We start from the raw sequence: 14,891 nt of genomic DNA, 5'->3' as shown, positions 1-14,891 counted from the left end.
TCGCAGGCTCCGACCCCGACTTCGCGACGAGGCGTACTCCCACCTCCACAGTCTGTTGACCGAGAACAGACCGCGGGGCTCCAAGGCACCGTGGAGCGCTCTCGAAGAGAGCAACCCCTCCTTCGCCGAGTACCCCGAGTAGCGCCTACCCGTATCTGGTAGCGCCGCCCTTGACCGGCCACGGCGCACCGTCCCCGTTCTGACATGGACGGAAAGCCGCGACGCCGGCTGGCAGCGGCGAGCCCGCCACCTGGACAAAGCACCTTGCCGGCTTTCAGAATGCACCGGCTCAAGCGTCAAACGTCCTTGACTTCGGGCTCGTCGGTGGCGCCACTCCTCATGGACGCCGCCGGTGCGCTCTCGCGAAGTGCGCCCCCTGCTCCGCCATCCGTTCACCGTCCGCTGCGGCTTTGCGTTCCTGTTCGGCGTCCTGGCCGCCGCCGCGGCGCCGGGCCAGTTGGTGGAGCGCGTCGTCGACGGCGACACGATCATCGTCGAGGGAGTGGGTCGCGTCCGCCTGATCGGCGTGGACACACCGGAGACCGTCCACCCGAACCGGCCGGTCGAGTTCTTCGGCAAGGAGGCAAGCGCCTTCACGAAGCGACTGCTTGAGGGGAAGCGGGTGCGGCTCGAGTACGACCAGGGACGGCAGGATCGCTACGGCCGCACCCTGGCCTACGTCTACCTGGACGACGGGACGTTCGTGAACGCCGAGATCATCCGGCTCGGCTACGGCCACGCCTACACGCGGTTCCCCTTCCGGCACATGGAAGCGTTCCGGCAGTTCGAGCGAGAGGCCCGGGACAACCGGAGAGGCCTGTGGGGCACCGCCGTCGGCGGCTCGAACCCACCGGACTGATCAGCGGGCGGAGCGAAGACCCGCCGGCAGGCCACCGGTCGGGTTCGCGTTCTTGTAGAAGCGCGACTCGAGCACGCGCATCCGGCGCTTGTAGAGGTCCTTCCGATCAGCGGCAACAAGGTCGAACGCTCGGACGAAAAAGCGGCACCCCCTCTCGACGCTCCACTCGTAAACGGATCGGGTCTGCCGCAGAAACTGGGATTCCGTGAGTAGGCGACTCGTCCGGACCGACTCCACAGGCAGCAGCTGCCGCTCGGCCTCGTGCTCGGGAGCACGCGCCAGCGCCACGACGAAGCCGTCCGGTGCCAGCGCCACATCAAAGAGGTAGGCGACCGTGCCGTCGCGGTCGTACCAGCAACTCGGATGGTCCAGTCCTCCGCCTCCCCGTGCCGCCGCCTGGGCCTCCAGTCTCTCGATCCGCTCCCGGGCCCGAGTGAGTTGCTCGGCAAGCACGGCCGGTTCCACATCGGTCGTGTCCATCTCGCGCACGAGTTCACGCCAGTTGTCGGCATCCCGGTGCTCATCCACCCGCTCGCGCAAGACCGCCCTGAGCGCCACCGGGTCCTTGGGGAGAGCCTCGTCCTCGAACAGGATTTCGATCTGTTCGTAGTCGGCCACTTTCCGTTCAGCGGCCTGCCGCCTGTCCGCCTCGCGCGCCAGCAGCGCGGCCAGGGCGAGCAGCAGCACGAAGATGATCAGGATGGCGATCTCGGCCATCGTCAGACCGAGGACGAGGCCGCGCGGGAACGTACGCCCGCGGTCCGTCACCAGGGACTCCAGCCCTGCTGTCTTCGCTCGACGGCGCGTCTCCGGTCGCTCTCCTCCGCCACCTCGTCCAGCTTCCCGGCCATGTGCAGCAACGACCGGTTCATCGCCTCGATCCGTTCCGGCGCGTCGTGCAGTTGCCGCCGTGCCGTCTCGAGTTCGCCTGCCACCGCCCGCGTTCCCTCGCTGTACCGGTCGATGTCCGCCCGCAGCGACACGAGCGCCTCCGTGGCGCTACGAAAGCCGTTCTCCGCCCGCGCGTTCGCCTGCGAGAAGCGGCGGTTCTCTTCCAGGATCTCGGCCAGCCGGGCCACGGCGCCCTGGTTCTGCTCCATGACCCGTAGCTGGCCGGCTTCTAGCCGACGGAGCCCCTCCGCGACCGAAAGGAACTCGCGGGCCAGTCCCCGGAACCGCTCCGACGTCGGCTCGATCAACTCCTCGATGAACTCCCGCCGGAAGTCGACGGAGCGGAAGTTCGCGAGCAGTTCCTGAAGAGAGTCGCTCACATCCCGCGACTCGGAGACGAAGCGTTCCCGCTGAGCCTGGATGTCGCGGAACGCCTCGGCCGCGGCTCGGTCGACCTCGCCGACCCGTTGCCCGAGCGCCCCGAACCGGGCGGCACCGCCCTCCAGGTGTTCGAGTTGCCGTTCCAGCGCGGCGCCCGCGGCGGCCACACCCCGATCGAGCTGCTCGAACACCCGCCTGGCCTCCACGCGGAACTGCTGGAACTCGTCTATCGAGTACTCCATCTCCGCCCGCAGACGGCGGTTCGCCCGGGCCAGGTCCTCGCGCGCCCTCGCTTCCGCCTCGTCCTCGTCCTGCGGCTGGTTCAGGAGAATGCGTCCGGCGAGGCCGAGGATCGTGCTGGTCAGCGCCAGACCGAAGTTCGTGATGATGGAGTTCGTCGCCCCCTCGGTGTTGAACTGGTACAGCGAGATGGCAAGCGAGATCAGGGTGTAGAGAAAGCCCAGGTAGTAGAAGTTGTCGCCCGCGAAGTCGTACCTCGGACGCAGGTCGGGCCAATCCACCAGCAGCACCGCGTAGCTCCCCATCAGAACGACGGGCAACACCACGGCGAACAGCGCGCTCGCCGTCAGCGACTTCATCAGCAGGATGAGAAAGGCCCCGCCGACGAAGAACGCCAGAAACAGCCCGCGGCCGCTCCGCGGCTCGGCAACCCTCGACCGCCGCCGCGACACGGCGGGCATCAGTTGACGCCGTCGATCCGCGCAACCCGATTCAGGGTGCCACCCTGCTCTTCGATCCACCGCTGCCAGAAGTCGATCAGGCCGCGCGTGCCGTCGAGGCGCCGGTGGGCGGTGCGCTGCACGAACAGGACCTCGACCGCGGTGCCGCGAAGGTCGGTGCCCAGCGCGTCGGCGCCGGCCGTCGCGGCGAAGGCCTCGTAGTCGACGGCCTGGCGGAAGAAGGAGAGGTTGCGCGTGTTCTGCATCAGGTCGGAGACCAGGATCAGACGCTTCGGAAGACCCGCGTACTCGTGCCGGCCGAGAACGGAGACCGCCACGCTCTGAACGCTCTCCATCAGCGGCGAAGTCGACGCCGGCTCCCGGCCGAGCAGCTCGGCGAAGAGCTCCTCGAGCGGCCGCTCGAACCGTTCTTCCAGGCGTCGCCGGATCAACCGCGGGTTCTCCGTCCACTCGCTGGCCTCGTCCGGATCGCCGGGATGGCAGACCGAAAGCAGCGGACTGCCGATCTCGTTCCCCACCGGCTTCGCCTCGTAGGCCAGGACCATCTCGTCTTTCCGGCTGTCGGCGACGTACTCGTCGAGGTGCGCGAGCACGTCGGCGCGGCTGATCGCGCCGACCTGGTCCGTGACATCGATCAGGATCGCGGTCAGGGCCGCGGGGCCGGCCTCCGGACAACCCGTTTCGGAGTCGCGGTCCGGCGGACCCGGAGCGAAGATCGTGAAGCGGGCGCCCACGACCAGCAGCAGGAGCGCGACGACCGCGATGCCCCCGCCGACGGCCACATCCCGAGGCGAGAGGTCGCCCCGGCGCGAACGGCGGCGCCGTCTACGAGGCGCCATCTGCGGGAACGGCTTCCGCCGGGCTACCGCGAGACGCCGAGCCCTCGAGGTCCAGGCGCACCTGGGTCTGTTCCCACTCCGCGTGTACGCGGAGCAGCGCCGACTCGTACTGGTCGTTCAACCCGTCCAGGTCCACATCCTCGACCGCGCCCGGCTCGCGGCGCCGCCGGTGCGGCGCCGGCGCGTCCATCGTCCAGGGCCTGTTGTACGCCTGTGGGGCGCCGCGATCGAAGCGCACCGAGCGGTTCGCCTCGCGGTACTCCTCGATCAGCATCGTCCCGAAGCGCTGCAACTGCTCGACGTGGGAGTCGAACGCGGCCAGGAGCTTTGCTTCGCTCTCGACCGCGCGGCGCCGTTCGACGGGCTGGCTCTTCGCCTGGTGCGCGGTGCGGCCGATCGCGTCCAGGCCGTCCTCGCGGATCGTGCGTAACTGCTCGACGACGTCCTGCCAGTGATCGTCGTAGTCGGCTCGCGCCTCCTCCATCTTGCGGTGCTTGCGGGAGTACCCCGGATAGGAGTCGCCGAAGAGCTTGCGGCCGTCGAAGAACGCGACGCCCGAGAAGAAGAAGCCGAGCACGAACAGCAGCCACGACTCCGCGTCCTGCAGTCCCAATGGCGAAGCCTGGAAACGACTCAGCGCTTCGGCGCCGATGTTCTCGCTCAGATCGGCTGAAGCATCGCGGAAGTGTGCGAGTCCGAGGTTGAGCACGAGCGCAGTGCAGAGCCAGCCGAGGATCGCGAGCACGCCCACAGCCTTCAACAGCAGGCCGATGTGGCTCACGTAGCGGCTGACGGGGCCGAAGAAGAGCGCCGGCAACACGAGGTTCACGACGCTGAAACCGAGCGCCAGACCCCAGCCGCCGACCAGCCCGCCCTCGCTGCCGACGGCCAGAAAGGCGCCGTTCAGACCGCTCTCGATCACGAACAGGAGAACCACGAGTCCGATCAGGATCGCCGTCGTGCGCGGACTCACATAGTCCGGCTCGCGGTCCAGTCCGTTGCGGTGCTTGAAGTCGAAGAAGTCGCGGCGTTTGCGTTCGAACTCGTGCAGGCTCGCCTTGAGCGCCTGCAGTTCGCTCTGCTCGACCTCCCGAAACTCGGTCGCCGCCTTGCGTGCCGATGACTCCAGGTCTCCCGCGAGAACGGCCTGATCGAGCTGATCCAGATGACTATCCACCTGCTCGAGCTGCGCATCGCGGATCCTCACCGCGTCGTTCTTCTTCGCCTCGATGAACTCCTCGATCTCCGCCTGAGACGGATCCTCGGCCGCTTCGAGCGGCGGCATGCCCTGTTCGCCGGCCCGCCGGCCCAGCAGCGCCGGCTCGATATCGCCTCGAAGTTGTTCGATCGACAGTTCCGGGAAGATGCTCATCGCCGATTCTCGGTGGACCTGGGTTCTCCCGGCAGAACACCCGGCGGCCGGTTTCTACTCCGGCTCCGGCAACGCGAACGTGAACAGCGCCCGCCCCGCCGCGATCGTCACGTGCTGCTGCCCGCCCGCCTCGTAGCTGATCGGCGCCGCAAAGACGTTGCCGCCCAAGCGGCGGTGCCAGAGCTCCTCGCCGCTTTCGGCGTCGAGGGCGTAGAAGATGCCCGCCACGCTGCCGCCGAACACCAGGCCGCCTCTCGTGGCGAGCAGGCCCGAGGTGGACCGGGGCTGCACCTGGTACTCCCACACGCGGTCCCCGGTCAGCGGATCGAGCGCCCGCACGGCGCTGACGTACTGGTCGCCGGGCCCGGCCGGCTTGCCGTAGCCGCCGACGAAGAGTTCGCCCTCCTCGTACTCGGCCTCGGCCATGTAGTAGAGCATCTCCGCGTCGTAGGCCTGGATGTAGAAGAGGCCGGTGTCGGGGCTGTAGGTGGGCGAGAACCAGTTGGCCGCCCCGCCGATCGTTGGCGCGACCAGGGTTCCTTCCTCGCTGGGGAACATGTTCGGCACCCGGATCGGCCGGCCGGTCTCCTGGTCGATCCCCTCGGCCCAGGTCTGGCGCGCGAACTCGCGCGCGAACAGGAACTCCCCGGTCTCGCGGTCCAGCAGGTAGAAGAAGGCGTTCCGGTTGGCGAAGGCCATCAGCTTGCGCTGCTCGCCCTGGTACTCGGCGTCGAACAGAATCGGCACCTGGCACGCGTCCCAGTCGTGGACGTCGTGGGGCGTGAACTGGAAGGTCCAGACGATCTCGCCCGTTTCCGGCCGGATCGCCAGAACGGAATCCGAGTGCAGGTTGTCGCCCTCCCGGACCTCACCGTTCCAGTCCGGCCCCGGATTGCCGGTTCCCCAGTAGAGGAGATCGAGCTCGGGGTCGTAGGAGCCCGTCATCCAGGTCGGCGCGCCGCCCGTCTTCCAGGAGTCGCCCTCCCAGGTCTCGTTGCCTGGTTCGCCCGGTCCCGGAATCGTGTAGCTGCGCCAGCGAAGTTCGCCGGTGTCCGCGTCGTAGGCGTCGAGGAAGCCGCGGATGCCGTACTCGCCGCCGCCGATCCCGGTGATCACCAGGTCGCGGATGACCATGGGCGCCGCCGTGATCGACTGCCCCGTGCGCGGGTTGCCCACCTCCGTGTCCCAGATCACCGCGCCGGTCTTGGCGTCCAGGGAGACCAGGTGCGCGTCGATCGTGCCCATGTAGAGGCGATCGCCCCGAACGGCCACGCCCCGGTTCTGCTTTCCGCAGCAGAGTGCGAGCTGATCCGGCAGTTCTTGAGCGTAGGACCAGTACTGCTGGCCGGTGCGCGCATCGAGCGCGATCACCACGTTGTCCGGCGTCGTCGCGTACATCACCTCGTCGATCACCAGGGGTGTCGTTTCCAGGCGACCGAGTGTTGGCATCTGACGAACCCAGCGGAGTTGCAGATCCGCCGCGTTCGAGCGATCGATCTCGTCGAGGCGGCTGAAGCGCTGGCTGTTGAACTCGCCCGAGTACATGAGCCAGTTAGCCGGCTCGTCCGCCGCCGCCTCGAGCCGTTCGTAGGACACGACGCCCTGGGCGGAGACGCCCGCGGCCGCGAGCAGGAAAGCCCCAAGACCGACAGCGCCGAGCCGCCTCTTCGGAGCCGGCGCTTCGCGCCGGATGCCGGCGGGGGTGCCGGCGCACCCAGTGTTTGTCATCTTCACTCCGGTCGCAGCGAGTAGAGATAGGCCACGAGATCGTCCAAATCGCGGCCACGGAAGAAACTGCTCAGCGGAGGCATCAGAGACTCCTCCGGCTTGTCGATCACCGCGAGGTCCGTCTTCCGGAAGGACCGGAGGTTCTCGAACTCGTCGAAGAGCTGGATCGAGTAGCGGTCCTCGTTGCGCAGCACGCCCCGGACGACGCCCCCGTCGTTCGTCCTGACTTCGACGGTGCGGTAGTCAGCCGCCACCGATTCCGCGGGATCCGTGATCGAGGCACGGATGTGAGCTGGCGCGCGCCGCCAGCCCAGATCGCTCAGATCGGGGCCGATGCGGCCGCCCGAGCCGTTCAGCCGGTGGCAATCGGAGCAGGAGCCGCGGCTCATGTACAGCAGCCGGCCACGTCTCGGGTCGCCCGGCACCTCTTCCTCGCCGCCGCCCCGGCTGAGCGAGCGCACATAGGACACGACCTGCCAGATCGACTTGTCCGGCTGGTAGATACCGCCCATACCGCTGTTCGGGATGCCGGTCAGGACGTTCCGGAACAGCGCGGCATCGCTGCTGCCGTGACGGAACACGCCGCGGGTCAGGTCGGGACCGTCGCCGCCGGTGCCGTCGGCGCCATGGCAGAGGGAGCAACTGCGGCGGAACACCTTGGCGCCGGCCTCGACGTCGGCCTCGGTGGTGTGGGGATTCTCCTGGACACGGTCCTGGAGCGCCTTCGAGAGCACGTTCTGGGCGGCCAGGCCGTCGGCCCACAAGAGGCTCGAGGCCAGGAGAAGCGCCGCCGGAAGGAAGCCCTGTCTGCGTGTCGATTCGACCGGAAACATGCCATCGAGCGTAACACTCCGCTCTGCCCGGAGGCCGAAACCCGAGGCCCCGGCAGCCGTATAGTCGGGTACTGTCGAAACCGTCACGGTCACCGAGTGCAACGCCCTCAGTTGTAAACGCATCCGGTGGCCGCCGTGTTTCCACGAACACGCTTCAACCCGCTCTCAAGGACTTGGATATGAACCGGATCCCCCCGCTCCGCAGCGCAGCCATGGTCACCGCCGTCGCGTTGCTCGCCGCTCCCGCGGCGAGCCAGGCCCTGAACCTGGACCAGCCCACGTTCGTCGACGACATCGCGCCGATCCTCCACGAGAATTGCGCTTCCTGCCATCAGCCGGACGAGATCGCGCCAATGGCGCTCCGCACCTACCGCGAGGTGCGCCCGTGGGCGCGCTCGATCGCCCGGGCGGTCGAGAACCGCGACATGCCGCCTTGGGACGCCGACCCGGGCTTCGGGCCCTTCTCGAACGACATCTCCCTGAGCGACGCGGAGATCGAGGCGATCACCCGCTGGGCCGGCAGCGGCGCTCCTCGCGGCGACGGAGACGAACCCGTCTACGAGCCTCCGGCAAGCGCCGGTGAGTGGGCCTTCGGCGAACCGGACTGGGTCTACGAGTTCGATCCGTTCGAGGTCGCGGCGGACGGGCCCGACGAGTTCGCCGTGTTTCCGGTCGAGACCGGCTTCAAGGAAGATCGCTGGATCCGGGCCGTCGAGGTTCAGCCCGGCGACCGGGAGGTCGTCCACCACTTCATCCTCTGGCGCGCGGCCCCGGACAGCGAGGTCCAGGACGCCTGGATCGACGCCTGGGCTGCCGGCGCCAGGCCCAACGAGTTCCCGCCCGGAACCGCCCGCCTGTTGCCTGCAGGCCAGAACCTGCTCGGCGACTTCCACTACCACCCGAACGGCACGGCCTCGACCGACAAGACGCGCATCGGCATCTGGTTCGCCGAGCCGGACGAGGTCGAGAAGGAACTGATCAACCTCTGGGTCATGAACTCCACGTTCAAGATCCCCGCCGGCGACCCGAACCACGAGGCCCGCGCGAACCACGTGTTCGCCGAGGACGTCGTCATCCGCTCGCTTGCACCGCATATGCACTACCGCGGCAAGGACATGAAGTACACCGCGTTCCTGCCCAACGGCGACGAGCTGGATTTGCTCAGCGTCAGCCGCTACGACTTCAACTGGCAGACCGGCTACAACTTCGTCGAGCCGGTCGCCCTGCCGGCCGGCACGCGGGTCGAGGTCACCGCCCACTGGGACAACTCGGCCGACAACCCCCACAACCCCGATCCGACGATCGACGTCACCTGGGGCACCGACTCGACCGACGAGATGCTGATCGGCTTCGTCGACTTCGTGGCCGCAGAGGGCGTCAGTCCGAAGCCGGCAAGCCCCGTCATCGCCAAGCTGGCGGAACTGGCCCAGACCCATCCCGGCCAGGCGTGGCGCTTCGACGTCCAGCGCGAGCCCGGCAAGGGTCCCGAGCCGACCGCCATGCTCCTTCCCCGCGGCGGCGTCCCGGGCGGCTGGTTCGTCCAGTTCGGCACCCTCGTGCTACCGGCGCCGATCGTCGACATTGTCTGGGACGGCAACAACGTGACCGCCACCGCGGAGACGCCCGGCAACACGATGCAGCTCAAGGGTTCCATCCAGGACGACGGCACGCTGCGGATGGACATGGGTCCCGGCGAGATGGTCGGCACGCCGGCCGAGAACGAGACCCCGGCCACTTTGCCGACCGGCTGAACAGCCAGGAACAGGGCGGGGGCGTCCCGGCTACAATCCGGGCCACACTTCGAACAGCTCCGGAGAGCACCCGATGAACCGAGCCTCCCGCCTGACTTGCCTCGTAGCCGCCTCGACGCTCCTGCTGGCGCCGGCCATCGCCGCCGGCGGGAACGTCGACCAGCCCACCTTCGTCGACGACATCGCGCCGATCCTCCATGAGAACTGCGCCTCCTGCCACCAGCCGGAGGAGATCGCGCCAATGTCGCTGCGCACGTACCGCGAGGTCCGGCCCTGGGCGCGCTCGATCGCGAGGGCGGTGGAGAACAAGGACATGCCGCCCTGGGACGCCGACCCCGGCTACGGCCCCTGGGCCAACGACATCAGCCTGAGCGACGACGAGATCGCGGCGATCACCCGGTGGGCCGCGAACGGCGCGCCCCGGGGCGACGGTGACGAGCCTGTCTACGAGAAGCCGGAGAAGGCCAGCGAGTGGACGTTCGGCGAGCCGGACTGGGTGTTCGAGTTCGATCCCCACGAGGTCGCCGCCGACGGACCGGACGAGTTCCTCGACATACCGATCAAGACCGGCTTCGAGGAGGATCGCTGGATTCGCGCGGTCGAGGTCCAGGCCGGCGACCGCACGGTGCTTCACCACTTCATCCTCTGGCGGGCAAGCGAGAACAGCCGGGTCCAGGAAGGCTGGGTCGGCGCCTGGGCCGCCGGCTTCGCGCCCCAGCACTTTCCGCCCGGCACCGGCCGCCTGCTGCCGAAGGGCCGCGATCTGATCGGCGACTTCCACTATCACCCGACCGGCACGGCGGCGACCGACAGGACCCGTGTCGGCCTCTGGTTCGCGAAGCCGGAGGAAGTCGAGAAGGAGCTGGTCAACCTCTGGATCGTGAACACCACGTTCCACATCCCCGCCGGTGAAGCGGACTATCGCGCCGAGGCGACCCACGTCTTCAACGAGGACGTCGTGGTCCGCTCGTTGATCCCTCACATGCACTACCGCGGCAAGTCGATGACCTACACCGCCTTCCTGCCCAACGGCGAGCAGAGGGAGTTGCTGAGCGTCAGCCGCTACGACTTCAACTGGCAGATGTCCTACGACCTGGCCGAGCCGCTCCGCTTACCGGCCGGTACCCGGATCGAGGTCTCGGCCTCCTTCGACAACTCGGCCGACAATCCGCACAACCCGGACCCGACGGTCGACGTGACCTGGGGCGCCGAGTCGACCGACGAAATGCTGATCGGCTTCATCGACTACGTCGCCGCCGACAGCGCCGCCGCGAAGGCCGCGACCCCGGCGGGTCCCGCCGGCCAGTGAACCCTGGTGCCGCGTCCGCCCGTCACCAGCGTCACGGTCCAAGCGCCCGTCCGCGGGCGGTCGGACTCACCGCTCGCCGGCCGCCATCGTCGCGCTTCTCACTCTCGCGGCGACGGCGCTCGGCTGCGGCGCCAACGGGGAGTCGCCATCGGGTGAAGCTGCCGCCGCTTCGCCGCCGGCGACGGAGCCCGAGTTCACGGCGCCGATCGTCTTCCAGCGTTTCGAAAACACCGGCGCCACGCCGACCATCCCCGGCTTCTACGGCGGGGCCGACATCTGGATCATGGAGGGCGACGGCAGCAGCGTGCGTCTGGTGCGGAAGGGTGTTCCCCAGCACCTGGATCATCCCTCCCTCACCTCCGACCTCAAGAACGTCGTCTACGCCGAGTTCACCGACGCCGAAGCAGGTGTTACGGCCGGCGCCCGCATCTTCCGCGAGGATCTTGCGACCGGCGAGCGGGAAGTGCTGCGCGAGGTCGAGAGCTGCGCCGTCCACCACGCCAGCATCTCGCCGATCACCCGGCAGCTCGTCTACGCCCGGAACTGTCCTGAGGGCGATGGCTTCAACAAGGGACTGATCCTCGAGCTGAACGACCGCCGCCAGATCGACGCCTCGAACACGACGACGCTCGCGGTTGGCAACGGTGTTGGCCTCGGACGGGCCGTCCTGTTCCAGGCCGAAGACGAGCCCGAGAACGGCGAACGGCGGATGGAGATCGCGATCATCCGCTTCGACGGCTACGGCCAGGGCACCTACACCGCGCTCACCGACCGCGAACACCGCCACCGCCGCCCGGCCGTCTCCCCCGACGGCCAGACCATCGCCTGGCAGACGAACCAGACCGGACCGACGGACGACATTTTCCTCGCCGAGATCGACGGCTCCAACCAGCGCCGTCTCACCCAGTCCGACGCCAACGACGGCCACCCCTGGTTCTCCCGCGACGGCCGCTGGATCGTCTTCGAGTCGGACCGTTCCGGCAACTGGGAGATCTGGAAGATCGACATCGAGACCGGCCAGGTCGTCCAACTGACGGACGACCCGGCCTACGTCAGCACGCGCCCGCGCTGGTAGGTCCGGCGCCTGCCGGCAGCCCTACTCCACCCGCGACAGCAGCCACCACTTCATCGTCGTCGAGACGAGGTCGGCCGCGTCCTCCTGCACGAAGTGGTTCGCGCCCGGCACGGTGACGAGGGTCAGGTCGCTGTCGAGCCAGTCCCACGTGTTGTTCAGGCCGTCCGAATGCAGCGCCGTGTCGTCCAGGCCGTGGAACTGGAGCACCGGCATGCCGAGGCGGGGCGTTTCCTGGCCCTCCGCCTGGCCGATGCCGCCACCGCCTTCGCGCGGGTAGTTCCGCTTGTAGTAGGCCAGCATCGCGTCGAAGTCGGAGCGTTCGAACGCCGCCTCGTAGTGCTTCTTCGCCTCCGGATCCCGCACCCAGCCGGAGAGCGTCTGGGGCGTCATCGGCATGCCGAAGAAGATGTCCGGGTCGCTGGGGCTGCCTTCCTGGAACTTGCGGGCGTAGCCGCTGTTCTGCTGCTGCTCGGCGTTGTTCGCCAGTTCCCGGCCCATGCCGTTCGGATGCGGCAGGTTGAGGATGATCAGCCGCTCGGTCATCTGAGGCACATGGAACGCGAACTGCCAGGCGACCGCGCCGCCCCAGTCGTGCCCGACGATCGTCGCCTTGTCCCGACCGAGGTGCCGGATCACGGCCGCCACGTCGCCGACCAGGTAGCGCATGTCGTAGTTCTCGTCCCCGTCGGGCTGGTCGCTCTTGTTGTAGCCGCGCTGGTCGATCGCGACAACCTGGAAGTCGCTCGACAGAACCTCCATCTGGTGCCGCCACGAGTACCAGAAGTCCGGGAAGCCGTGGATCATCACGACCAGGGGACCCTCGCCGATCGAGGCGTAGTGGATCTTGACGCCGTTCGAGTCGGCGTAGCCGTGCTCCACGCGATCCATCAGATCACTGCCCATCGCCGCTCCCCCTACCGATACCAGCAGGAAAGCGGAGGCGGCAACAGCCGCCAAACGCCGTCGGTTCGTCCGTTCGCCAGCTCGCCACATCTTCGTTCTCCTTCGTTGCTCGGTGCGGGAAAGGTGCCCGAGGGATTGTACGCGCGGAAGCTCAGCCTGTTTCTCCCGGCAGCGCAAACGCGATCAACTCCGACGGCACACCGCTGCCGCCCACGGCGAGAACCACGTACTGGCGGCCCCCGTGCAGGTAGGTCATCGGCGACCCGCCGACGCCGGCTTCGATCTCCACCGACCAGACCGTCTCGCCGGTCGTCTTGTCCAGGGCCGCGAAGGTCGACGGCTCGAAACGCCAGTCGCGGCTCGCCGCGATCTCGGCGAGTATCGCCGCCTGCTCCTCGTCCGCCACGGCTAGTTCCTCGAGCGCCGACGACTCGAGGTCCATGGATTCGGCTTCCATTTCCGCGTCCGGATGGACGGTCGCTTCCAACCCCACGAACAGCAGCTCCGGCGTCAGCAGCACGTGGGCGCGCGAGCCCGAGCCCATCGGCTCCAGTTTCAGATCGCGGATTGCCGGATGTCCGGTCGGCCCCCGTCCCAGCGGCCGCACCCACTCGATCTCACCGCGGTTCAGATCGTAGGCCGTCATCCGGCTGTACGGCGGCTTGACGATGGGCAGGCCGAAGGGACCCGGCGGGCGCGTCTGGATCGAACCGATGTAGTCGAAGGATGACCGGTTCGGGTCCGGCTTCTTCATCGTCAGCACGACCGGCACGGTGAACGACGGCACATAGAGCCAGCCGGTCTCCGGATCGAAGGCGCCGCCGGGCCAGCTCGCTCCCCCGCCCCAGCCGGGCACCTGCCAGGTACCCCGCAGCGAGGGAGGCGTGTAGAGCGGACCGTAGTCGTACTGCTCCAGGATCTCCTTCGCGCGCGCCAGGATCTCCGGCGTGAGATCGAGCAACTGGCCCTCGTGCATGCCCTGGCGCTCGTACGCGGGCGGCTTGGTCGGAAACGGCTGGGTCGGCGCCGACCGCTCGCCCGGAACGGTGCTCCGCGGCACCGGCCTTTGCTCGATCGGCCACACCGGCTTGCCGCTGTCGGCATCGAAGACGTAGACGAAGCCCTGCTTGCTGAGCTGCGCGGCGACCTTGAGTTCCCGGCCGTCGACCTCGATCTCGCCGAGGATGGGCGGTGTCACCAGGTCGTAGTCCCAGAGGCCGTGACGGATCGCCTGGAAGTGCCACTTGCGCTCGCCGGTCCCGCAGTCGAGCGCCACCAGACTCTCCGCGAACAGGTTGTCGCCCAGCCGGTGGCCGCCATACCAGTCGTTGGTCGGCGTGCCGAAGGGCAGGTAGACGAGCCCGAGTTCCTCGTCCGCGGTGATCAGCGTCCAGACGTTCGCGTTGCCCGTGTACTGCCAGGAGTCGTTCTCCCAGGTCTCGTGCCCGACCTCCCCCGGTTGCGGAATCGAGTGGAAGGTCCAGCGCAGCTCGCCGGTCACCGGATCGAAGCCGCGGACGTCTCCAGGCGGTGCGTCGGGGTGGTTCGGAGCATCCGATATCGACGCGCCCACGATCACCGTGTCGCGGCAGACCATGACCGGCGAGCTGACGGCGTAGGCGCGGCGCCGCCGGACCTCGCGGCGCAGACCCTGGGTCAGGTCGACCGCTCCGCCGTCGCCGAAGCTGCCGACCGGTTCGCCGGTGAACGGGTCGACCGCCAGGAGCCGGGCGTCGCCGGTGCCGTAGAAGAGCCGTGCGGGCACCGCCTCGGCCCCGTCGCCGGCTGGCCTCCCGGGCCAGTGGCTGGCGCCCCGGTGGACGAAACCGAGGTTCGTGGGGCGCCCGGCGTCATAGGCCTCCGGGTCGTACACCCACTCCGTCTCGCCGGTCGCCGGATCGAGCGCGGCGATCTGGCTCAGGCCGGTGGTCGCGAAGAGGCGGTCGCCGATCTTGATCGGCGTCACCTGGTGGCCGCCGGGCTGCATCCGGCGGCTGCGCAACCGGCGATCCTCCGCGCCGCGATCGTTGTCCGGCGACGACCAGCGCCAGGCGATCTCGAGCTCGCCGACGTTGCCCGCATCGATCTGGTCGATCGGCGAGTAGCGCTGACCGCCCTTGTCGCCGGTGGTCACCGGCCACTCGCTGTCCTGAGCGGAGATCGAAACGGGGGCGACAACGAGGCAGAGGGTCGCCGCCAGGACTCCCAGCTGCGTTCCCGGGTTCATTCGACTCCTCCCGTCCGGTCGC

The 14,891-nt window shown here is 68.5% G+C and carries 13 protein-coding genes; 4 read left to right on the top strand and 9 right to left on the bottom strand.

The annotated features are described in order from the left end of the window. Positions 1 to 352: 352 nt before the first annotated feature. Positions 353 to 859, top strand: a complete 507-nt coding sequence (locus tag OXI49_04970) for a thermonuclease family protein (protein ID MDE2689844.1) — start codon at positions 353 to 355, stop codon at positions 857 to 859. Here OXI49_04970 and OXI49_04965 read toward each other — a convergent pair whose 3' ends face one another. From OXI49_04965 to OXI49_04940, 6 genes are read right to left on the bottom strand one after another with little or no spacing between them, the layout of a single operon-like run. Further along, complete coding sequence (locus OXI49_04965; GenBank protein ID MDE2689843.1) at positions 860 to 1,627, bottom strand: hypothetical protein; 768 nt, start codon at positions 1,625 to 1,627, stop codon at positions 860 to 862. It lies immediately after the preceding gene. Continuing rightward, positions 1,624 to 2,832, bottom strand: coding sequence for a hypothetical protein (locus OXI49_04960; GenBank protein MDE2689842.1), 1,209 nt, complete (start codon positions 2,830 to 2,832; stop codon positions 1,624 to 1,626). The genes OXI49_04965 and OXI49_04960 overlap by 4 nt, the downstream gene beginning before the upstream one ends. Further along, complete coding sequence (locus tag OXI49_04955; GenBank protein MDE2689841.1) at positions 2,832 to 3,671, bottom strand: hypothetical protein; 840 nt, start codon at positions 3,669 to 3,671, stop codon at positions 2,832 to 2,834. Before OXI49_04955 ends, OXI49_04960 begins: the two co-directional genes overlap by 1 nt. Then, positions 3,658 to 5,043: a hypothetical protein gene (locus OXI49_04950; protein MDE2689840.1), complete on the bottom strand. Its 1,386-nt coding sequence runs from the start codon at positions 5,041 to 5,043 to the stop codon at positions 3,658 to 3,660. Before OXI49_04950 ends, OXI49_04955 begins: the two co-directional genes overlap by 14 nt. A 54-nt stretch (positions 5,044 to 5,097) precedes the next feature. Next, the gene (locus tag OXI49_04945) at positions 5,098 to 6,771 is read right to left on the bottom strand and encodes a PQQ-dependent dehydrogenase, methanol/ethanol family (protein ID MDE2689839.1); all 1,674 of its coding nucleotides are present in this window, start codon (positions 6,769 to 6,771) and stop codon (positions 5,098 to 5,100) included. Positions 6,772 to 6,773: 2 nt separating this feature from the next. Then, entirely contained in the window at positions 6,774 to 7,604 is an 831-nt protein-coding gene (locus OXI49_04940; protein MDE2689838.1) for a c-type cytochrome, read from the bottom strand. A gap of 179 nt (positions 7,605 to 7,783) precedes the next feature. Between OXI49_04940 and OXI49_04935 the strand changes: the two genes are divergently transcribed. Both OXI49_04935 and OXI49_04930 read left to right on the top strand, forming a co-directional pair. Further along, the gene (locus tag OXI49_04935) at positions 7,784 to 9,355 is read left to right on the top strand and encodes a thiol-disulfide isomerase (GenBank protein ID MDE2689837.1); all 1,572 of its coding nucleotides are present in this window, start codon (positions 7,784 to 7,786) and stop codon (positions 9,353 to 9,355) included. Positions 9,356 to 9,428: 73 nt separating this feature from the next. Further along, positions 9,429 to 10,664, top strand: a complete 1,236-nt coding sequence (locus OXI49_04930; GenBank protein ID MDE2689836.1) for a cytochrome c — start codon at positions 9,429 to 9,431, stop codon at positions 10,662 to 10,664. A 66-nt stretch (positions 10,665 to 10,730) separates the two neighbouring features. On the opposite strand, the gene OXI49_04925 is transcribed toward OXI49_04930, so the two are convergent. After that, positions 10,731 to 10,913 (bottom strand): hypothetical protein, encoded by a 183-nt coding sequence (locus OXI49_04925; GenBank protein ID MDE2689835.1) that lies wholly within the window; start codon positions 10,911 to 10,913, stop codon positions 10,731 to 10,733. A 55-nt stretch (positions 10,914 to 10,968) separates the two neighbouring features. Between OXI49_04925 and OXI49_04920 the strand changes: the two genes are divergently transcribed. Next, the gene (locus OXI49_04920; GenBank protein ID MDE2689834.1) at positions 10,969 to 11,739 is read left to right on the top strand and encodes a hypothetical protein; all 771 of its coding nucleotides are present in this window, start codon (positions 10,969 to 10,971) and stop codon (positions 11,737 to 11,739) included. A gap of 21 nt (positions 11,740 to 11,760) precedes the next feature. Here OXI49_04920 and OXI49_04915 read toward each other — a convergent pair whose 3' ends face one another. Then, positions 11,761 to 12,642 (bottom strand): alpha/beta hydrolase, encoded by an 882-nt coding sequence (locus OXI49_04915; protein MDE2689833.1) that lies wholly within the window; start codon positions 12,640 to 12,642, stop codon positions 11,761 to 11,763. Between the two features lie 151 nt (positions 12,643 to 12,793). Further along, on the bottom strand, positions 12,794 to 14,869 hold the full coding sequence (locus tag OXI49_04910) for a PQQ-binding-like beta-propeller repeat protein (GenBank protein MDE2689832.1): 2,076 nt from the start codon (positions 14,867 to 14,869) through the stop codon (positions 12,794 to 12,796). Positions 14,870 to 14,891: the final 22 nt, after the last annotated feature.

It is taken from the genome of Acidobacteriota bacterium (genome assembly GCA_028875725.1).
Taxonomy (GTDB): Bacteria; Acidobacteriota; Thermoanaerobaculia; order Multivoradales; family Multivoraceae; genus Multivorans.
Note: the sequence above shows the minus strand (reverse complement) of the source record. Positions and strands in the feature narration are given on the sequence as shown.